General features: G+C 68.3%; 19 protein-coding genes and 3 pseudogenes. 13 read left to right on the forward strand and 9 right to left on the reverse strand.

The genetic code is table 11. The annotated features are described in order from the left end of the window. Window positions 1–7: 7 nt before the first annotated feature. Complete coding sequence (locus OG303_RS47595; protein ID WP_405876287.1) at window positions 8–883, reverse strand: PhzF family phenazine biosynthesis protein; 876 nt, start codon at window positions 881–883, stop codon at window positions 8–10. A gap of 268 nt (window positions 884–1151) precedes the next feature. Between OG303_RS47595 and OG303_RS47600 the strand changes: the two genes are divergently transcribed. From OG303_RS47600 to OG303_RS47610, 3 genes and pseudogenes are all read left to right on the forward strand, one after another. Further along, window positions 1152–2003: a phosphotransferase enzyme family protein gene (locus tag OG303_RS47600; protein WP_405876288.1), complete on the forward strand. Its 852-nt coding sequence runs from the start codon at window positions 1152–1154 to the stop codon at window positions 2001–2003. A gap of 135 nt (window positions 2004–2138) precedes the next feature. Further along, window positions 2139–2451, forward strand: a pseudogene (locus tag OG303_RS47605) (hypothetical protein); the annotation flags it as partial. A gap of 208 nt (window positions 2452–2659) precedes the next feature. Then, window positions 2660–2851 (forward strand): annotated as a pseudogene (locus OG303_RS47610) (dihydrofolate reductase family protein); the annotation flags it as partial. Window positions 2852–2887: 36 nt separating this feature from the next. On the opposite strand, the gene OG303_RS47615 reads toward OG303_RS47610, so the two are convergent. The 5 genes and pseudogenes from OG303_RS47615 to OG303_RS47635 form a co-directional block, all read right to left on the reverse strand. Continuing rightward, window positions 2888–4081: an NAD(P)/FAD-dependent oxidoreductase gene (locus tag OG303_RS47615; protein ID WP_405876289.1), complete on the reverse strand. Its 1194-nt coding sequence runs from the start codon at window positions 4079–4081 to the stop codon at window positions 2888–2890. 74 nt (window positions 4082–4155) lie between these two features. Continuing rightward, window positions 4156–5085 (reverse strand): RNA polymerase sigma-70 factor, encoded by a 930-nt coding sequence (locus OG303_RS47620; protein ID WP_405876290.1) that lies wholly within the window; start codon window positions 5083–5085, stop codon window positions 4156–4158. Between the two features lie 2 nt (window positions 5086–5087). Beyond that, on the reverse strand, window positions 5088–5456 hold the full coding sequence (locus OG303_RS47625; RefSeq protein WP_405876291.1) for a DoxX family protein: 369 nt from the start codon (window positions 5454–5456) through the stop codon (window positions 5088–5090). A 225-nt stretch (window positions 5457–5681) separates the two neighbouring features. Beyond that, window positions 5682–6074, reverse strand: a complete 393-nt coding sequence (locus OG303_RS47630) for a nuclear transport factor 2 family protein (RefSeq protein ID WP_405876292.1) — start codon at window positions 6072–6074, stop codon at window positions 5682–5684. Between the two features lie 239 nt (window positions 6075–6313). Then, window positions 6314–6538 (reverse strand): annotated as a pseudogene (locus OG303_RS47635) (transposase); the annotation flags it as partial. 101 nt (window positions 6539–6639) lie between these two features. On the opposite strand from OG303_RS47635, the gene OG303_RS47640 reads away from it, so the two are divergent. Further along, window positions 6640–6993 carry an antibiotic biosynthesis monooxygenase family protein gene (locus tag OG303_RS47640; protein ID WP_405876293.1) on the forward strand — a complete coding sequence of 118 codons (354 nt, stop codon included), beginning with the start codon at window positions 6640–6642 and terminating at the stop codon, window positions 6991–6993. Window positions 6994–7130: 137 nt separating this feature from the next. On the opposite strand, the gene OG303_RS47645 is transcribed toward OG303_RS47640, so the two are convergent. Then, window positions 7131–7535 carry a hypothetical protein gene (locus tag OG303_RS47645; RefSeq protein WP_405876294.1) on the reverse strand — a complete coding sequence of 135 codons (405 nt, stop codon included), beginning with the start codon at window positions 7533–7535 and terminating at the stop codon, window positions 7131–7133. A gap of 456 nt (window positions 7536–7991) precedes the next feature. On the opposite strand from OG303_RS47645, the gene OG303_RS47650 reads away from it, so the two are divergent. The 4 genes from OG303_RS47650 (at window position 7992) to OG303_RS47665 (ending at window position 11238) form a co-directional block, all read left to right on the forward strand. Then, a complete protein-coding gene (locus OG303_RS47650) occupies window positions 7992–9191 on the forward strand; it encodes an NAD(P)/FAD-dependent oxidoreductase (RefSeq protein WP_405876295.1) in 1200 nt (399 codons plus the stop codon). A 258-nt stretch (window positions 9192–9449) separates the two neighbouring features. Then, window positions 9450–10346 carry an RNA polymerase sigma-70 factor gene (locus OG303_RS47655; protein WP_405876296.1) on the forward strand — a complete coding sequence of 299 codons (897 nt, stop codon included), beginning with the start codon at window positions 9450–9452 and terminating at the stop codon, window positions 10344–10346. Window positions 10347–10374: 28 nt separating this feature from the next. Beyond that, on the forward strand, window positions 10375–10635 hold the full coding sequence (locus tag OG303_RS47660; protein WP_405876297.1) for a hypothetical protein: 261 nt from the start codon (window positions 10375–10377) through the stop codon (window positions 10633–10635). A 426-nt stretch (window positions 10636–11061) separates the two neighbouring features. Beyond that, entirely contained in the window at window positions 11062–11238 is a 177-nt protein-coding gene (locus tag OG303_RS47665; protein ID WP_405876298.1) for a hypothetical protein, read from the forward strand. Window positions 11239–11270: 32 nt separating this feature from the next. Here OG303_RS47665 and OG303_RS47670 read toward each other — a convergent pair whose 3' ends face one another. Next, window positions 11271–11702: a MarR family winged helix-turn-helix transcriptional regulator gene (locus OG303_RS47670; RefSeq protein ID WP_405876299.1), complete on the reverse strand. Its 432-nt coding sequence runs from the start codon at window positions 11700–11702 to the stop codon at window positions 11271–11273. 157 nt (window positions 11703–11859) lie between these two features. Here OG303_RS47670 and OG303_RS47675 point away from each other — a divergent pair, with 157 nt between their 5' ends. The 5 genes from OG303_RS47675 (at window position 11860) to OG303_RS47695 (ending at window position 17023) form a co-directional block, all read left to right on the forward strand. Then, complete coding sequence (locus OG303_RS47675; protein ID WP_405877836.1) at window positions 11860–13272, forward strand: DHA2 family efflux MFS transporter permease subunit; 1413 nt, start codon at window positions 11860–11862, stop codon at window positions 13270–13272. A 49-nt stretch (window positions 13273–13321) separates the two neighbouring features. Then, window positions 13322–13459, forward strand: coding sequence for a hypothetical protein (locus OG303_RS47680; protein WP_405876300.1), 138 nt, complete (start codon window positions 13322–13324; stop codon window positions 13457–13459). Window positions 13460–13853: 394 nt separating this feature from the next. Continuing rightward, window positions 13854–14843, forward strand: coding sequence for a peptidoglycan-binding protein (locus OG303_RS47685; protein WP_405876301.1), 990 nt, complete (start codon window positions 13854–13856; stop codon window positions 14841–14843). Window positions 14844–15185: 342 nt separating this feature from the next. Beyond that, complete coding sequence (locus OG303_RS47690) at window positions 15186–16175, forward strand: aldo/keto reductase (RefSeq protein ID WP_405876302.1); 990 nt, start codon at window positions 15186–15188, stop codon at window positions 16173–16175. A 209-nt stretch (window positions 16176–16384) separates the two neighbouring features. Next, a complete protein-coding gene (locus tag OG303_RS47695) occupies window positions 16385–17023 on the forward strand; it encodes a hypothetical protein (protein WP_405876303.1) in 639 nt (212 codons plus the stop codon). 327 nt (window positions 17024–17350) lie between these two features. Here OG303_RS47695 and OG303_RS47700 read toward each other — a convergent pair whose 3' ends face one another. After that, window positions 17351–18397: an Lrp/AsnC family transcriptional regulator gene (locus OG303_RS47700; RefSeq protein WP_405876304.1), complete on the reverse strand. Its 1047-nt coding sequence runs from the start codon at window positions 18395–18397 to the stop codon at window positions 17351–17353. Between the last annotated feature and the right edge of the window lie 104 nt (window positions 18398–18501).

The following is an 18501-nucleotide window of genomic DNA, read 5'->3' on the forward strand; positions in this document are numbered from 1 at the left end:
TGGGCCATTAACTGATGCGAACTCCTGCGCCGCTTACACGGATGTGCGGGTCACCCGCGCGCAGCGTCACCGTGAGTTCGCCGGGTCGGCCCAGATCCTCGCCCTGGTGCAGGGTGAGGACGGCGTCTGCGGGGACCAGGCCGAGTTCCCGCGCGTACGCGCCGAACGCGGCGGCCGCGGCGCCGGTCGCCGGGTCCTCGACGACGCCGCCGACGGGGAACGGGTCACGGACGTGGAAGACGGTGGCCGACTCCCGCCACACCAACTGGACGGTGGTGAGGTCGAGTTGGTGCATCAAAGCTTCGAGGCGCGTGAAGTCGTACGCGAGGTCCGCGAGGCGAGTGCGCGTCGCCGCCGCGAGGATGAGGTGACGGGCGCCTGCGAACGCGATCCGGGGTGGGAAGGTCGGATCGAGATCGGCGTGCGGCCAGTCGAGTGCGGCGAGTGCCTCGGCGAGGTCCGCGTCGGTGATTTCCTTGATGTGCGGTTCGACGCTGGTGAGCGTGGCCCGGACCGTCCCGTTCGTCTCGGTCACCTCCACCGGTACGGTGCCGGCGCGCGTCGCGAAGACCAGTTCCCCGGGGCCGATGCGCTCGGCGAGTGCGACGGCCGCGGCGACGGTGGCGTGCCCGCAGAACGGCACTTCTGCCTTGGGGCTGAAGTACCGGATGCTGTACGCCCGCCTCTCCTGGCCGCCAAGGCCCTCCGGGGGTGCGGTCAGGAACGCGGACTCCGAGTATCCGAGGTCGGCGGCGATGGCCAGCATGTCACTGTCGTCCAGGGCGGTGGCATCCAGAACGACGCCGGCGGGGTTTCCGCCGTCCGGGGCGCTGGAGAAAGCGGTGTATCGCAGTACCTCGGGCCGTGGCGCATTCGTCGACATGGTCGTGGCAACGCGGGCCGGGCCCGCGGCTATTCCTGGACGCCGGTGGAGGCGCGATGACCCGGATGAAAGGGACGCGGGCTTCTCAGGATTGCCCCAGCGGTCCTGCTGCTGATCCCCAACGCCTGCTGCCAGGCCCTGCGCAGCGACTGGCAACAGCACTCCGATCCGTCGCCACCCGCGGCTCTCTAGCGACAACTTGGTATGGTGCGCAGGTTCACCGCTTGGAGAGTCATGTCAGCGCTCAAGCGAGAGGGGCCAGGCGAGGATGCACGCGTCAGAGGTCCCGCGTGCGGTGGCTGCGGCCATGTCGATCGCCTCATCACTTGGCCTGACCAGCGACGACGCGATCGTTCTTCATGACTCGAACAAGCTGACTCTGCGTCTGCTGCCTTGTGACGTCCTGGCCCGGGTGGCACCTGAAGCGCATCAGGTCGCACAGTTCGAAGTCGAGCTTGCTCAGCAACTCGCTGAATCCGGGTGCCCTGTGGCTGCTCTCGAACCTCGAGTTGAGCCACGCGTCTATGAGCGTGATGGCTTCGTGGTCACGCTATGGACCTACTACCAACCCTTGACACCTCAAGAGGTCTCACCAGCCGACTACGCCAATGCGCTCGAGCGGCTGCATGCCGGCATGCGCAAGCTCGATGTCCCGACGCCGCACTTCACGGATCGAGTCGAGCAGGCCCAACAGCTCGTGGCGAACCGCGACCGCACTCCGGCGCTCGCCGACGCGGACCGGGAGCTGCTCGGCGACACGCTGCGAAGCCTGCGACGCGTGATAGGCGAGCGCGGTGGCGCCGAGCAGCTGCTGCACGGCGAGCCGCACCCGGGCAACGTGCTCACCACGAAGAACGGGCTGCTGTTCATCGACCTTGAGACATGTTGCCGTGGGCCCGTCGAATTCGACCTCGCCCATGCGCCCGAAGAAGTCAGCGAGCACTATCCGGGTGTCCATCAGGACTTGCTGCGCGAGTGCCGGATCCTCGTGCTGGCGATGATCACAACGTGGCGCTGGGAGCGAGGCGACCAACTCCCGAACGGGCGCCGGCTGGGCACGGAGTGGCTCAGCCAGATCCGAGCAACACTTGATCGCGACGGCCTGGGCACCCATGGCTGATCGCGGACCTTCGAGGTCGTAGCCGGCCGGCTGTTGATGTCGATATCTACCGTGACTCCGGCCTTGGCCGGTCGTGGGCGAGATCCAGTGGCACATGACGACGGCTCGACTACCGATGCGGACTCCGTCGAGACAATGCGAACGTTGATCGACGATGACGAGGTCAGGCGCCTGCTGCCGATCATCCGCAGAGGCACCGGGTCGGTGGCGACCTGGCGGCGGGCACAGAGGGTGCTGCTGTCCGCCCTCGGCATACCCATAGCGAAGATCGCCGAAGTAACGTTCACAAAGTCGTTTTCTGCCCGGATGAGTTCGGGCTGCGCAACCTTCACCCCCACCCGGAGCGGCAGTGGCCGAATGCGGCGGCCGGCACAAGGATCCCGACCACGAGCCGAGGGCCCGCAGACGGGCGACCTGCACCCAACGGCACGGCGTCAGACACCTGTTCCGGTTTTCGGGCGAGCTGGTGCGCACCGCCGTGCGCCCAAAAGCACGTCGTGGTGCGGTCACCGAGGCGTTCGTCCCGGAGCAGACGGGGTCTCAGCGGATACAGACGTAACGCTCGTCCGTGAACGAAGTGGCGTCCGAGCTGCTGCCACCGGGACGGATGCTCCATACCTTGTCGTCCTGGCTCGCATCAAAGAAGTCGACGTAGCGGAGCGACTCTCGCCGCCGAGGTGGCCGTGTTGGGTCTGATCGACGAGTACCGGGCCAGGGTCTACCCGGTGCTGGTCGGCGGTGGCATTCCGTTCTTTCCCCGGCGCGAGCGCCGGGTGGATCTCGAACTCGTCGAGTCCCGCATCTTCAGCTCAAGAGTTGTTTACCTCCGCTACCGAGTGGCGCGCTAGGAAGTTCCGGTCGTGTCTTGCTTCCAAACCTGACCGTCAGGCCTGTGCCCTGCCGGTGTGTGCCATGCCGGTCTCGGAAGTGAGGTGCCGACGGCGCACGAGGGCGGGACCCGGGTGGCGGAACAACGTCTTGGCGCCGTTGAGGGTGGCGTTCTTGTACGCGATGGCCTTGCGTCCGGTGAGGACGACGGGTTTCGGTGACTGGTCGGCGTTGAGGAACTGGATCAGTCCGTGTCGTCGCCCCAGGCTGATGCACTCGTGGACATAGCGGTAACGGAACCGCCGTGGTTCCCGGCCGGTCAGCCGCGCGGCGATGACGTCGGCGGCCGTGGGCCCGGTGAAGCCACCGCTCCGGCAGCCCATCGCGAGCTCGGACCCCCACGCACCGGTGACGGCCGCGGCGTCACCGATCACGTAGACACCCGGATGGGACACCGACTCCAGGGTGCCGTCCACCCGGGCCCGATCCTGGCTGGTGACCGCGAGGCCGCTGACCCGGGCGAGCGCGGGGACCCGGAACCCGCCGGCCCACAGGCACAGGTCGAACGGGACGCGGTCACCGTCGTCGAGCGCCAGCTCGTCCGCGTGCACCTCCTGGACACGGGCACCGGTGCGGACCGTCACGCCCAACGCCCCGAAGGTCCGCGTGAGGTACGCCTGAGCCTTCGGCGACAACCATGCGCCCGGCCGAGCGCCGCTGACCAGCGTCACCTGTAGGGCCGGGAAGCACTCGGCGACTTCGGCGGCGATCTCGATTCCGGTCAGTCCGCCGCCGCAGACGGCGACCCGGCCCTTCCGTCGCGCGAGGACACGCAGGCGTGCGCACACCTGGGCCGCCACGTCGGTGCCGACGAGACTCCACGCATGCGTGGCGACTCCGGGCACTCCCGCAACGTCGATGTTGCTCCCCAAGGCGTAGACCAGCGTGTCGTAGGGCATGACGCGGGACTCGCCGTCCGGGACCGTCGTCACGGTCCGCTTTCCGAGGTCGATTCCGACGACCGACCCCACCACCAGACCCACCGACGTCTTCCGCAGGTATCTCGCGACGGGCACACGTTCGATCGCCTGCCCCGTCGCCAACTGGTGCAGCCGTGGACGCTCGACGAAGTCCGGAAAGGCCGTCACCAAGGTCACCGACACCTCATCGCCGCGCACCTGCCGGGCGAGCCGTTTCGCTGCCACCAGACCCGCGTATCCGGCGCCCAGCACCAGCACCTTGTGCGTCATGACGAACCTCCGCTTCCCGGTAACACTCTCGGCTCTGAGACGCAGTCACCGGGCGGTCTGTGACACACCGCGTGCTACTCGTGTCGCGTCCGGTGCGTACTGCGGCGGAGCGGATGGTCGGGTCCGGCCAGCGGTCCCAGGTGGCCGAGCTTGTCCGGATTGAGGATCGAGTGGATGGTCTGCACCCTGCCGCCGACCACGTCCACGGACAGGACGTCCAGGAGAGCGCCCGACGCGTCGCGTACGAGCACGCCGGGCTGGGCGTTCACTGTCGCGCGTTCGAGATGGAGGCCGAAGCGCTGCAGCACTGTGCTCAACGCCGCGAGCAGACGCAGGACCTTCTCGCGTCCGTACACGGGCTTCGGCAACGACGGGCCGCGGCCGCCGCCGTCGCCATATGTCACGACATCCGCGGCCAGCATGTCGACCAGGCCTTCGAGATCACCGGTCTCAACGGCTGCGAAGAAGCGTTCGGCGAGTGTCGCGCGTTTCGCGAGCGGTGCCTCGAAGCGCGGCCGCCGCGTGTTGACGCGCCGCCGCGCACGCGCCGCGATCTGACGGCAGTTGACCTCGCTCTTCCCGACGACCTCGGCGATGGACGCGTACTCGAAGTCGAACACGTCGTGCAACAGGAACACCGCGCGTTCGACGGGAGTCAGGTTCTCCAGCACGACCAGGAACGCCAGCGAGAGCGAGTCCGACAGATCCGTCGCAGAACTCTCCTCGGCCACGACGGGCTCAGGAAGCCACGTACCGAAATATCGCTCCCTGCGGACCCGGGCCAACCGGAGATGGCTGATGCTCAGCCGCGACACGACGGTCGACAGGTACGACTTCAGCGACTCGATCACGGTGCCGTCGGCGTGGGCCCGGTGCAGTCGGAGGAACGCCTCGGACACGATGTCCTCGGCGTCGGCGACGCTGCCGGTCATCCTGTACGCGATCGAGAACAGCAACGGACGGAGCCGCTGATACTCCTCGACATCGGAGCTGGAATCGATCACGGTCACATTCCCGGAAGCCGGCCGACGGCGACAGCCGCCGCGACGACCAGAACGAACGAGGTGGCCGCGACGTTGCGCGGCTCGTGGAGCCGGGCATGTGCCGCAATGGCGCCGACCATGATCACCACGAATCCCGCCGCGGCGAGCGGCGTGAGCACCGGCGCGGTGTCCGTCAGCCACGGCACGATGACGCCGACCGCGCCGAGCAGCTCGCAGGACGCGACGAACCGGAGCAACGGCACCGGGAACACAGCCACCCCCGTCTGCCCCATCTCAAGGAGCTTCTCCCTCGACTGGGACACCTTGAGTGCCCCCGAATACACGAAGACCACCGCCAGCAGCGCCTGTCCCACCCACAGTGCAACGTTCATCACGACCTCCCTGGAATCCACGTTCTCCATCGGGACGCGACAGCGGCACCGAACGTGACACCCGACACGACGGAGGTTCGGCAAAGGACACCCGCGCCATGCCTCACTTGCCGCCTTCAAGTCTGCGGACTCCAGCTCGAGGCTCCGCGTGGCGGGCGTGCCCAGCACGCGCGCGTTGATCGGTGCGGTGAGCACATCAGCCGCGTCATCCGAGCGCGCCACCCATCAGGTGGGCCGTCGGCCACTGCTCGCTGCTTCGAGCCGTGCCTTCATCGCCTCGGCCAGTGCGTGCGCGCCGGACATGGGGCGGATCATGACGAACAGTTCGTCGATCAGACCGGAATTGTCGAGGTGGAGGAAGTCGCATCCCTCGACCTTCTTGTCTCCGGCGGACGCCTGGAAGACGAGCGCCAGGTCTCGTCCGTCCGGCGAGCCGATCTCCCGGGTGTAGCGGAAGTCCTGAAGGACGTCCGCGACGGCGTACAGGAGCGGTGCGACGGCGTCGCGCCCGCGATAGGGCGTGAATACGACGGGGCTGCGGAACTCGACGTCTTCCGCGAGCAGTGTTACGGCCGTGTCGACGTCGTGACCTGCCATGGCGAGACCGAACAGATGCATGTCTACCTCCTGGGATGTCCGAACGGGGCTCAGCGGCCGGGTGTTCTTCGTATCCACTCCAGAAGACGCATCGGGGACCCCCGTCTGTGACATGTCGGCTTACGTCCCCGTCCTCCGATAGAGGTCCCGAGCCCGTTGCATACCTGCTCTCGGTACGTCACCGCAGGTCAGTCGCCTGCTTACCTTCCTCGATGTCTCTTCTGCCACTTTGAAGGCAAGGCCGCCGGTGAATGCCTGGGGGTGGTGGCCGTCTGGATGACGAAGTCCTCGTCGTCAGGGCTGAGTTGGCGGGGACGGCCTCCCGCCCACAGAGGGTTCAGACAGGACGGGCCGTTCTTGTCGAACCGGTGGATCACGTCCCGGACCGTGTCATCGGCGGCCTGCACAAGCTGGGCGATCACCGGCACCCGGTTCCCGTTGGCCGAGGCCGGCAGCATCATCGCGCGCCGATAGTGCACGGAGCTAGGAGCGTGAGTCACTGGCCGGATAGCAGTGTTGTGAGCTCAGGTGGGTGCGCGAGATCGTCTGAGGCGAAGCTGCCGGTGTCGTCTGTAGGAGGACCTCCGTGAACGTGACCGATCCTGCGCCCGCGTCGCTGCCCGCTCCGCCCTACTACGCCGTGGTGTTCACCGCGGTGCGGACTCCCGGTGACAACGGCTATGCGGAGAGCGACGAGAGGATGATGAAACTGGCTGCCGACCAGCCGGGATTCCTCGGTGTCGATTCCGCTCGCGGTGCGGACGGCCTGGGGATCACGGTGTCGTACTGGAGGGACGAGGACTCGATTGCCGCTTGGCGGGAGCACGCAGAGCACGTCCTGGCCCGTGCGCACGGACGCGAGCACTGGTACGCCTCGTTCGCGCTCCACGTGGCCAAGGTCGAGCGCGCCTACGGGTTTGTTCGCCCAGCAGATCTGTAGGTGCCAACTGCCGCCCATCTTCATGATCATTCATGCGGGGATGATGCCGGTACGTGTGATGGTGATGGACTGATCTGGACGCGCGGCCGAAGCGGCGGCATGCCGCTCACCCGCGTTCTGCCGGTGGGTCGGCCGGCCTATGGGCTGGTCGGCGGGGCGACGACCATCTCGGTGTCGGGGTTGTGGTCGATGTGTGGGGGGCCGGAGACGATCATGGTGGCCCGGGCCCACGGCTTTTCTCGCAACATGAACGGCACTTCCTCCAGCAGCCACTTCGCCACGTGCTCCCGCTGCTCGGGGGAGTCACCGTCGCGGACGGCCAACAGGCGTTCTTGCTCATCGAGGTCGCCTTGCATCCACACCGAGGCGTCCAACCAGGGGGCAAGCTCTTCGCGGATGACGCCGGTGCCCTCGACCCAGATGAGGGCGGGATCGGCGGGAATGGTGATCGATCCGGGCCGGTCGTGGGCGATCCAGGCATCGGGACGGAAGTCCACCGCCTCACCCCGGTGCAGGGGTTGCAGGATGTTCTCGACGAGCACGGCGCCCCAGTCGAAGTAGGCGTGGTTCCAGGCGATGTCGTCGGTGTGCAGGATGGCGGAATTGGCACCGCCTTGCGCAGCCGCTCGGCCAGGGTCGTTTTGCCGGCGCCGCCCCGGCCGTCGATCGCGATCACCCGCGGACGTCCGGTGACGTCGGGTGATGCATCGCGCAGTTGCCGGACGGCGTCGAGCACGGTCACTACCCGCCAGCCAACGGCCTGGGTCTCGCCTGGATACAGCCGCATCGACACCCCGTCTCCGGAGGTAAGGGCACCAGTCCGGCCTGTCCGCCGGTCGCCCGACCTTACCGACGTCAGGGCCGCGTCACGCCGCTCGCGGCGGAAGAGGCGGCGTCTCCGATGCGTCCGATGTGGGCTACGTCTCATCTGCGGGTTGTTACGCCGGATGCGCGGCTGGTGTCTCCATGCCGAGTCCATAAAACACCAGGGAGACATGATGAACGGGAACGTCCAGGTAGTCGTGATCGGCGGCGGGTACGGGGGCGTGACGGCGGCCAACAGGCTGGCTCGGCGCGATGGCGTGTCGGTGACCCTGGTCAATCCGCGTCCCCACTTCGTCGAGCGAATCCGTCTGCACCAGCTCGTGACCGGGTCCGATGACGCGACCGAGGGCTTCGGGAAGGTCATGGGCGGGAACGTCCGGCTGGTGGTCGACACCGCAACCCGGATCGACGCTGCCGAGCGCCAGGTGTCGCTGGCGGGCGGTGGCACGGTCTCCTACGACTACCTCGTCTACGCGGTGGGTAGCGGCGCCGCCGATCCCGGCGTGCCCGGAGCGGCAGAGTTCGCCTATTGGGTGTCGGACTTCGAGGGGGCGGAGCGACTGCGGTCGGCGCTGGATGCGACGCCCGCGACGGCTGCTGTGACCGTGGTCGGGGCCGGTCCGACGGGCCTGGAGACCGCCGCCGAGCTGGCGGAAGCGGGTCGCAAGGTCACTCTGGTCTGCGGTGACGCGCTCGGCCCCTCCCTGCATGCCCGGGGCCGCCGCCCGGTCGCCCGCCGGCTCGCCAAGCTGGGTGTGACCGTCCTCGAAGGTCCCCACGCGCGGGTGACGGAAGTGACACAGGACGCCGTACAGCTCGACGAGGGCCGCGAGCTGCCCAGCGCTGTGACGATCTGGACCGCGGGATTCCGTGTCCCGGACCTGGCCGCCCGCAGCGGGCTGCGCACCGACACCGAAGGCCGTCTGGTCACCGAAGCGACGCTGACCAGCGTGGACGATGTGCGCATCGTCGCTGCCGGGGACGCGGGGGTGATGCCGGACCACCCGTTCCGGAAGAGCTGCCAGGCAGCCGTGCAGCTGGGCCCGGCGGCCGCCGACACGATCCTGCGGCGGATCGCGGGGAAAACACCCTCTCCCGTCCGGATGTTCTTCGCCGGGCAGTGCCTCAGCCTCGGCCGAAACGAGGGCGTCACCCAGTTCTCCTACCCGAACGACAAGGTGAACGCGCTTCACATCAGCGGGCGGACCGGTGCCGGCGTCAAGGAGATCGCCTGCCGGTTCACCCTCAACAAGTTGGTGTCCGGGGCACGCAAGGCCAGTTCCCGCGGATCCCACAGCGACAACACCGACCGCGTGGAAGCGCCTCAGTCGGAACTCCCCACGACGCCGCCCGACACCCGACGCGTGGCCTAGTAGCCACCAAATCCCTTTGTTGGGCCGGACCGACCGGTCCGGCCCAACAAGGACCGAGCCGGAGTGACAAGCACCCAACGCCGCGGTCCCGTATGCCATGGCCGGGTCGCCGGGGCGCCATCCCACCAACCTCCTGCCCCACGTGGCCTGATCAGTGGGGAGGCTGCTGCCGACAACCCCGGCATCGGACCGGGTACATGTGCTTTACGGCCTGCTTCCGGCACATGGGGCCAACCACGAGAAAGTGAAGCGCACGACATGAACGACCACGTCACCGACCCGGCGACCGAGGCCTTCGTCGCCCACCGCGACCTGCTGTTCACCGTCGCGTACGAGATGCTCGGATCGGCGGCGGACGCCGAGGACGTCCTCCAGGAGGCCTGGCTGCGGTGGGTCAAGGTCGATCTGGAGCAGGTGCAGGACCAGCGCGCCTACCTGGTACGGATCACGACCCGGCAAGCACTCAACCGGCTACGCACCCTCAAACGGCGCAAGGAAGCCTACGTCGGCCCTTGGCTGCCCGAGCCCCTGCTCACCGCGCCGGACGTGGCCGAGGACGTCGAACTGTCCGAGAACCTGTCGCTGGCGCTCATGTTCATCCTCGAAACCCTCTCGCCGACCGAACGCGCCGTCTTCGTGCTGCGCGAGGTCTTCGACATCGGCTACGACGACATCGCGGCCGCGATCGACAAGAGCCCCGCCGCCGCACGCCAGATCTCCTACCGTGCCCGGCGGCACGTCGACGCCCGCCGGCCGCGCACATCGGTTTCCCCGGAGGAAACCCGGGCAGCGTTGAATTCGTTCCAGTCCGCGCTCGAGACCGGGGACCTGCAGGGGCTGCTCGACGTACTCGCCCCGGACGTTGTTTTCGTCAGCGACGGCGGCGGGTTCAGGCTGGCGGCCTTGCGGCCGGTCGTCGGCGCCGACAAGGTGCTCCGGTACATGGCAGGCAGCGTCGACAAGGCCGGCGGCACCTTCACCAGTGAGTCCACGACGGTCAACGGCAACCCCGGACTCCTCCTGCGCGTGGACGGCGTGATCGACGGCGTGCTGGCCTTCCACGTGGAGAACGCCCGCGTCACCGGCCTCTACTACGTCCGCAACCCCGAAAAGCTCACCCGCGTCGAGTCCGAAACCCCCCTCACCTCCCGCTGACCGTCCCCGCGCGACACGGCCGACCGAGGTGCGCGGCAAGGCAGGCGTCGCGGAACAAGCCGTTGGCCGGCGCCGACAAGCAAGCGAACCGGCCGGCAGCCGGGAACGCGCGGCGAACGAGCACGGCTTCGCCGACCCGAAGAACTGGCGCGCACTCACCAAGCTCCGTCTGAACGCGAATTACGCCACCACCCTCCTGCGCACCCTCCTCCCGACGAACGCGGAGATGAGCCGATGGCTCGACGCGGCAGACGATCACCCCGCCCCCGACTCGCATCAGCCCTACTGACCAGCGCTTTTGAAGGTGGAAACGTCTCATTGCTGAGGGTCTGCATGTCTGGCGAGGAAAGCACCGGAGCCGCATCGACCGGGCCGACCTCGTAGCTCCGACGCCTGATCGGTGAGCTTGCTCGCCGTGGAGAGGGTCTTGCCCGGTCCGGCCCGGCGCGCCGCCAGTGGGGGAGAGCGACCGAGACCGACTGAACAGCTGACAGTGTTCTTCAATCACCCGATCCGCGTGTCGATACGTGCGTCCTGACGTGTGTCCTGGAAAGGCGCATGCGCCGGACAGCGGTGACGGCGGCCATCACGGACGCCTGACTTCACCCAGCCAGAAACAGGCGCGTCCGTGACAGGCGGTGTGTGACCCGGGGAGTTGGGGGCATCCGGACTGCACGCGGTACGAGGACCTCGGCCGCCCGAAGGGACGGACCTCATGCTGGCGATCATCTCGGCGATCCTCTTCTTCCTCGCCTTCCTGATCAATGCGGCGGACATCTCGACGAACGACACCTTCACCTCGACCAACGTGATGCTGCTCGGCCTCACTGCGTTGGCCCTGCACGTGGCCGGCGTCGGCAGCGGCTGGTCCGTGCCGCGCCGTCGGCGCTGACGCCTGGTTGGTCGAAGCTGTAGGCGCCGCCGTCAGGACGTGGCGGTGCGGATACGGGCCAGGAGGGTCCGCAGCTGTTCGCGGTCCTCCTCGCCGAGCCCGGCTGTTGCCTCGGCGAGCGCGAGGCGGTCGATCGCTTCGGCCTCGCGATGGCACTGCAGACCCTTGTCGGTCAGGCGCAGCAGGAACGCACGGCGGTCGTGCGGGTGACGCACGCGCTCGGCCAGGCCGTCGCGTTCGAGGCTGTCGACGATGCTGGTCGTGGTCCGCGCCGCGACACCTGTCATCTCGCTCAAGTCCCGCATACGCAGCGGCTTTTCGGCCCGTGCGAGCATCCGCATGGTGCGCAGTCGGGCGACGGAGGCCCCGCTGGTCCGCAGCCGGGCCTCGACGAAATTGCGCAGTTGGTGGGTCGTCTCGTAGAGCTCGTCGACCAGGATGTCGCTGCTGCCTTGCACTGCCATACCGCTCCCCGTTCCACCGAAAACCCAATTCTATGAGCACTCACATAGTGAGTATGCTCAGCATGTGTTGTCGTTCCTCCGTCGGCCTCGCCGTCCCCGCCTGTCCGTCCTCCCTTTCCGCTCCTTCCACCTCCGCCAGCGCCTGGTCGTCCCCGTGATGTGCGTCAGCGTGACGTTCATCGCGATCGTCGACGGAGCGATCACCACGGTGGCGCTTCCCTCGATCGCCGACCAGTTCCGGCTGACGACAGCCGCCCTGGACGGGGTGGTCGTGGTGTACCCGGTCTGCCTGGCCATGGCCATCCCGGCCTCCGCCTGGCTGGTCCAACGCTTCGGCGGCAAGCGCGTCCTGCTTGTCGCACTCGCCGCCTTCCTCGGCTCGTCACTGCTGTGCGGCGCGGCCGCCGGCCTGGCCCAGCTCGTCGCCTTCCGCGCGGTCCAGGGGCTGTCCGCCGGTGTGCTCTTCCCGGCCTCGGCCGGCCTGCTCTACGCCACCTTCAGCTCCGCCGAACAGGTGCGCATATCCCGCTACATGATCATCCCGCAGCAGATCGCCCCGGCTGCCGCACCCATCCTCGGTGGCCTGCTGGTGGATCACCTGTCCTGGCGCTGGGTGTTCTACGTCAATGTGCCGGTGGGCCTTCCCGCCGTGCTGTTCGGAGCGCTGTTCCTGGCCGCGCACCGCGGCCATCGGCCGCCCCGATTCGACGTGGCGGGCCTGCTGCTGTGCGCGGCGGCTCTGGGGACCACGATGTTCGCCGTCTGCGAGGGTCCCAACCGCGGCTGGTCCTCCACCGCCGTGGTCACGGCCCTGGCCCTCGGTACGGTCCTGCTCGCCGCAGCCGTCACCCACCAACTGCGTACTGCCGAACCGCTCCTGAAACTGCGCCTGTTCGCGAATCGACTGTTCCGGGACACCAACCTGATCAACCTGGTCGGTCTGGTGCCCATGCTCGGCGCGATGTTCCTCGGCCCCCTCTTCCTCCAGCAGGGACAGGGCCGCACCGCCCTGGAATCCGGCACCAGCACCTTTCCCGAAGCCTTCGGCGTCCTGCTGACCGTCCAGATCGCCGGGATCCTCTACGCCCGCGTCGGCCCCCGCGTCATCATCGGCTGCGGCCTGGCAGGCGTCAGCCTGGTCATGCTTCTTTTCGCCACCTGCGACGAGCACACGAGCCTGTGGACCTTCCGCGCCTACATGTTCCTGCTCGGCGTGGCCATGGGCGGTGTCTTCATGCCGACGACCGTGGCCTCGCTCGCCACCGTCGCCCGACAGGACCTGGCCCAGGCCTCCACGCTCAACACCGTCGTACGCCAGACCGGAAGTGCCCTGGCGCCGGCCATGGTGATCACGGCTCTGGTCCTGAACACCCCGGCGGACGCTGCCCCGAACCCACCCGTCGCCGCCTACCAACACGCCTACCTGGCCCTGGCCGCCGTCGCGGCGGCGACCTCCGTCTTCGCCTTCACCCTCCCGGACGCCGCGGCCCGCGCAGCGGCAGGCGGCACCACCGCCTCGAGCCGCTCTGCGCCGCTGCGGTCGCGCAGAGCGAAAACCGAGATCCACTGACGGGTGGCTGTTCGTCGACACGGCTTCGTTCGGGGCGTACGCGGAGATCATGCAGAGCCCCGACCACCGGGACGCCAAGGCGGCCACGGCGCGCGATCAGCTGCCGGATCTGCTGGCGCGCGTCGCAGGGGTACTGGGAACCGGCGCCGCAGCCGCGGGCCTCGCGGCAGTCGCTGGGACGGCTTGAGCGACACGGCATTTCGCCCCTCCGGGCTGCCGGCTCGGTGACTCCGCGGTGATGTGTTCTGCATAGCGCCTCGTCAGGGCGCACGTCCTCTGCTGGAACCCCGCCCCACCATGACCCATGGGCGAGATCGGGCCAAAGGAATGTATTCGGGCGGACGGTCGCCCCTGCAGTCCTGACGTGCGCAAGGTGCGTGACCGCCCCGTGTCCAGCCATCGGCAGGGACTTCTGCAGTCGCTGCGGTGGCACAACGGCGAGGGCCGCAGGCCCACTTCGTCCTTCACGCAATGGCGGCTTCTCGCCCTCCGGACGTCCCAGTTCCGAATGCCAGGGGCGATGAAGATCCTGTGTGGGGAACCTGTCTAGGATCTGGAGTCTGTATGGAGAGGGAACACGTGTGAGTGAACCGGCAGGCTCCAACTGCCCGGAGTGCGGCAAACCCCGAGCAGCGGACGGCACACCGACCTGCTCCTGTGCCCGCCGAGCATCCGACATCCACCGCGAGACACGTACGGCGGAGGCGGCGGCCGCGGAGGACTTCGACCCGGTGCGCATACGGCCGTTCGTCGAGATCGACGTCAACTCCGCGTCTCTGGAGGCTGCTGCGGCCAAGAACGAGGCCGGGCGGACGCACCCTGCCGAAACCGTCGGCGTTTCGAAGGACGCCGAGGAGTCACAACAGCCGGACAACTCAGGGGAATTGGGCGGCGACGGACCTACGCCCGCCGACGAAGACGGACCGGTCCCCTCATCCCTCGATGAGCTGCCCCCGCAACTCCCGCCCGATGACGCCCCGAACCGTCGGCGACCGGCCCGAGTCCTGCTGGCCATCACCGCGGGAGCCGCCGTGGCCGTCCTGGTGACGGGCGGAATCATCGGGGGCTTCTTCTGGTACGACAGCCCTTCGCGGAACGAGTCCGTGCCCGGTGGCGTCCGGGCGGGCCTGTCGGAGGAGCGGCCGTCGGGGAACCATCCGTCGTCGGGGGACCCGTCCCGTACGGCGTCGGCGGCGCAGTCGTCCGCGACTTCGACATCCTCACCGAGCACGACTTCGAGCGGCGGCCAGGTCAGCGCGCCCGGCGCCAACGGACCGAGCGGAAATGCACCCAGCGCCACCGCCACTGCCACAGGCGCCCCCGCGCCGAGCGAATCGGGCGGCCGTGCCCCTGCCCTCCGCTACGGCGACAAGGGACCCGAGGTCGTCGAACTCCAGTTGCGGCTGCGACAGGTGGGCTACTACGACGGCGGCGCGGACGGCGACTACGATCGCCAGGTGGAGAGCGCGGTCCGTGGCTACCAGTTCACCCGCGTCATCCTCCAGGACGAGTCGGGCGTCTACGGCACGGCGACCCGAGCGTCGCTCGAATCCGAGACGACGGAGCCGTGACGCGGGCGGTGTACTGGCTGAGGTAGGCATGTTTCCCGGTGCCTGCCGATGGCGAAAGAGGTGCATCAGGGCTCCGACCTGCCTGGCCGCACGGCTTTGAGACGTTCCTGCCCTGCTGTTGAGACGGCCCCAGAACGACCTGTTCGAGCTGCTGGCCTGCCTGCACGGCTGGCTTGCCTTCGAGTGCACTCCAGGTCGTAGCGTCGCAGACACCGTGGCGAACGAGGCCCCCGCCATCCGGTGCACCACGGGATGCCGGAGGGCGGAATCCATCGCCAGATGGATGAGGGGCTTGGTGCCGCCCAACAACGAACGAGTGTGCAGGAAAGGCTGGGACACAGCATGCAGAAGCGCAGTCTGCGGGACCTCCAGGTATCGGCCATCGGCCTCGGGTGCATGGGCATGTCCGCCTTCTACGGATCCACCGACCAGGAGGAGGGGATCGCCACCATCCGGCGCGCCCTCGACCTCGGCATGAACTTCCTCGACACCGCGCAGATGTACGGGCCGCTCACCAACGAGTCGCTCATCGGCGAGGCCATCCGGGGGCATCGCGACGAGTACGTGATCGCGACGAAGTTCAACTACCGGATGGACGACGCCGTACCCGGCGACATCAGCACGGTCGGCCCACAGGACGGTTCGGCCGAGCACGTCCGAAGCTCGGTCCACGGCTCCCTGGAGCGTCTGGGGACCGACCACGTCGACCTGTACTACCAGCACCGCGTCGACCCGAACGTGCCCATCGAGGAGACGGTCGGCGCGCTGGGCGAACTGGTCGCCGAGGGCAAGGTGCGGTACATCGGGCTGAGCGAGGCGAGCGCGGAGACCATCCGGCGCGCCCACGCCGTGCACCCGATCACCGCGGTGCAGAGCGAGTACTCGCTGTGGTCGCGGGACGTGGAGGCCGAGGTGCTGCCGGCCTGCCGGGAGCTGGGCATCGGCTTCGTCCCGTACTCGCCGCTGGGCCGCGGTTTCCTCGCCGGGCGGTTCACTTCGCCGGACGAGCTGGACGCGAACGACTGGCGCCGCGAGAACCCGCGCTTCAAGGACACCAACCTGGAGGCGAACCTGCGGCTGGCCGCAAAGGTCAAGGAGATTGCCGCCGAGAAGGACGTGACCCCGGCCCAGCTGGCCATCGCGTGGGTGCTGGCCCAGGGTGAGGACCTAGTGCCGATCCCGGGCACCAAGCGCCGCACCTACCTGGAGCAGAACGCTGCCGCGGTCGACATCGCGCTGACCAAGGACGACCTGGCACGCATCGACGCGGAGCTGCCGGAGGCATCGGGTGAGCGGTATGACGAGGCGGGGATGCAGTCCGTCAATCGCTAGCCGGGGCGCGGAAGTAGCTGCCGGATTGTGCCGTCGGCATCGGCATCGGCATCGGCGTTCCACGCTCCCGCTCTTGCCCGAGAGGGACGGCTGGGTGCGCATCCGCGTCGAGGCGTTCGGCCTCAACCGCTCGGAACTGAAACTCCGGCCGGGAGTGAGCGTGGGCGTGGCCTTTCCTCGGGTGCCGGGTGCCGGGTGCCGGGTGCCGGGTGCCGGGTATCGAGGCGGTCGGCACCGTCGACGGGGCCCCGGCCGGCAGCGGGCTGACTCTCGGGCAGAAGGTCGTCGCAATGATGGGGGACATGGGGCGCACTTACGACGGCGGCTGTGCCGAGTACACGTCGGTGCGGCTGTCCCAGGTCATCCCCGTCGATACCGACCTGCCCCGGGAGGTGCTGGGCGCCCTGCCGGAGATGGTGCAGACCGCCTACGGCTCGCTCACCGTCGGCCTGGACATGAGGCCCGGTCAGTCCATGCTGATCCGCGGCGGCACCTCCTCGGTGGGCCTGGCAGCCGCCGCGTTGGCCGCCTGGCGCGGCGCTACGGTACTGTCCGCCACCCGGCAGGCCGGACGCCTCGCTTTGCTGAAGGAGCACGGTGTCGACCACCCGCACGGCACGGCCTGCTTCGGCAGCCACTCCAACCAGTGGACGGTGCGGGACTTCTCCGCGAACGAGTATCTGCCGAAGGGGGTGCGCCTGGCGGGCTACTTCAGCGACGCCGGCGACCTGCCTCGGGAGGCCTTACAGGAGATCCTCGACGCGGTTGCGGCCTGCCCGACTGGCCTTGCCCGTGGACCGTGTCCACGGCGGCCTGGAGCCGGTGCCGCGGGCCCACGACGACATTGAGCACGACCGCGGCACCGGCAAGTTCGTTGTCCGTGTCCGGCATTGGGGTCTGTTTGAAAGGTTGCTCAAGGTCGTGGAACGACCTCGGCGTGGCTCGTGGCGATCCGACAGACCAACAGTGGGGGCGGCCGGAGCCGCTGTTGCCGCCGATACCTGCTATGGGGCTTCCGCCCCGGGACCGTCGTCAGGTGTTCGACGGCATCTGGTGACGGGCACGCACCGGCTCGCCTTGGCGATACCTGCCAGAGGAGACTGCCGAGGGTGCTCTGGTCGGAGCTGTTGAGGACACGCCGGACCTACGACTTCCTGGCGGTGGCCTCCATCAGGTCACGCTCGAGTATGTGGTGTGTCGACGAGCCGATCGCCGGACAGCAGTGTGCCGGCCTGCTTTACGTGCTGCAGCACGGGTGAGACCTCCATACTTTGCAGGCCGGCCAGAGAGCCGATGCGATCCGAGGTGAATTCGAATAGTTCGTCCAGGTCCCGGCAGTGCGCGACAGTGTGGATGTTGTAGGGACCGGACACGGCTGCGGCGAAGGCGATCTCGGGTTGCTGCGCAAGTGTGCGTCCGACCTTCTTCACTGCCGACGGATGCACGCGCAGCCACAGGTTCGCCCGAGCGTGGTAGCCCAGAGCGGCTGCGGCGATCTCGACATCGATGTGGAGGACGCGGTGCAGGAGCAGGGTGTTGAGGCGGCGTGATACGCGCCCTGGCGTGGAATCCGCCGCCGCGGCGAGGTCGACGAGACTGGCGCGACCGTCTGCGGCGAGAGTGAGGAGAATCGTCTCGTCCTCATCGGTGAGATGCACAGGATCGCGTGCGACGACCGGGGACTCAGTGAAAGGGGAACCGTCGCTCCCGAGCATGGCTTCCTGCTGCGGGGTCAGCGTGCCTTCCAGGGCGGCCCAGTAGTGGCCGCGGCCTCCCATGAACTGACGCAGCATGGCGAAGGCGTTGATGTCGAGCACCGCCGCAGTGCGCGGGAGCCGTTGGCCGAGGAGGTCCTCGCGCTGTTGTCGAGTCCGTGACTGGGTCGCGCAGGTGATCTCGCAGCCCGCTGCGCTCAGGGCTACCCAGTTGACGTCGTCGCGTTTGGCGAGTGCGTCAGCGATCGCTGCGACGCTGCCGGGGCGGCAGCGCAGCCGCACCAGCCACCTGCTCTGTCCCAGCGCCCCCGGGTTGACCACGCCGGCGACGCGGATGACGCCATCGGCGCGCAGGCGCCGATACCGGCGATTGACGGCACTTTCGGTGAGGCTGAGCGCTACCGCCATCGAAGCGAAAGATGCCCGCGGAGCGATCTGCAGAGCCCGAATGATTCGCACATCATCGGGCTGCACAGTGACGGATTCAGACACTGGTGCATCTGTCATGGGGGAATTCTACAAAAGGGTTCCTTCGACTCGCCCCGGCAACAGCACGGCGGACAGACTTGCCACGCACATGCGAAGAGCCACAGCGGAAGCACCGACCGACG

Origin of the sequence: Streptomyces sp. NBC_00005, assembly GCF_045160215.1 — a bacterium.
Classification (GTDB): domain Bacteria; phylum Actinomycetota; class Actinomycetes; order Streptomycetales; family Streptomycetaceae; genus Streptomyces.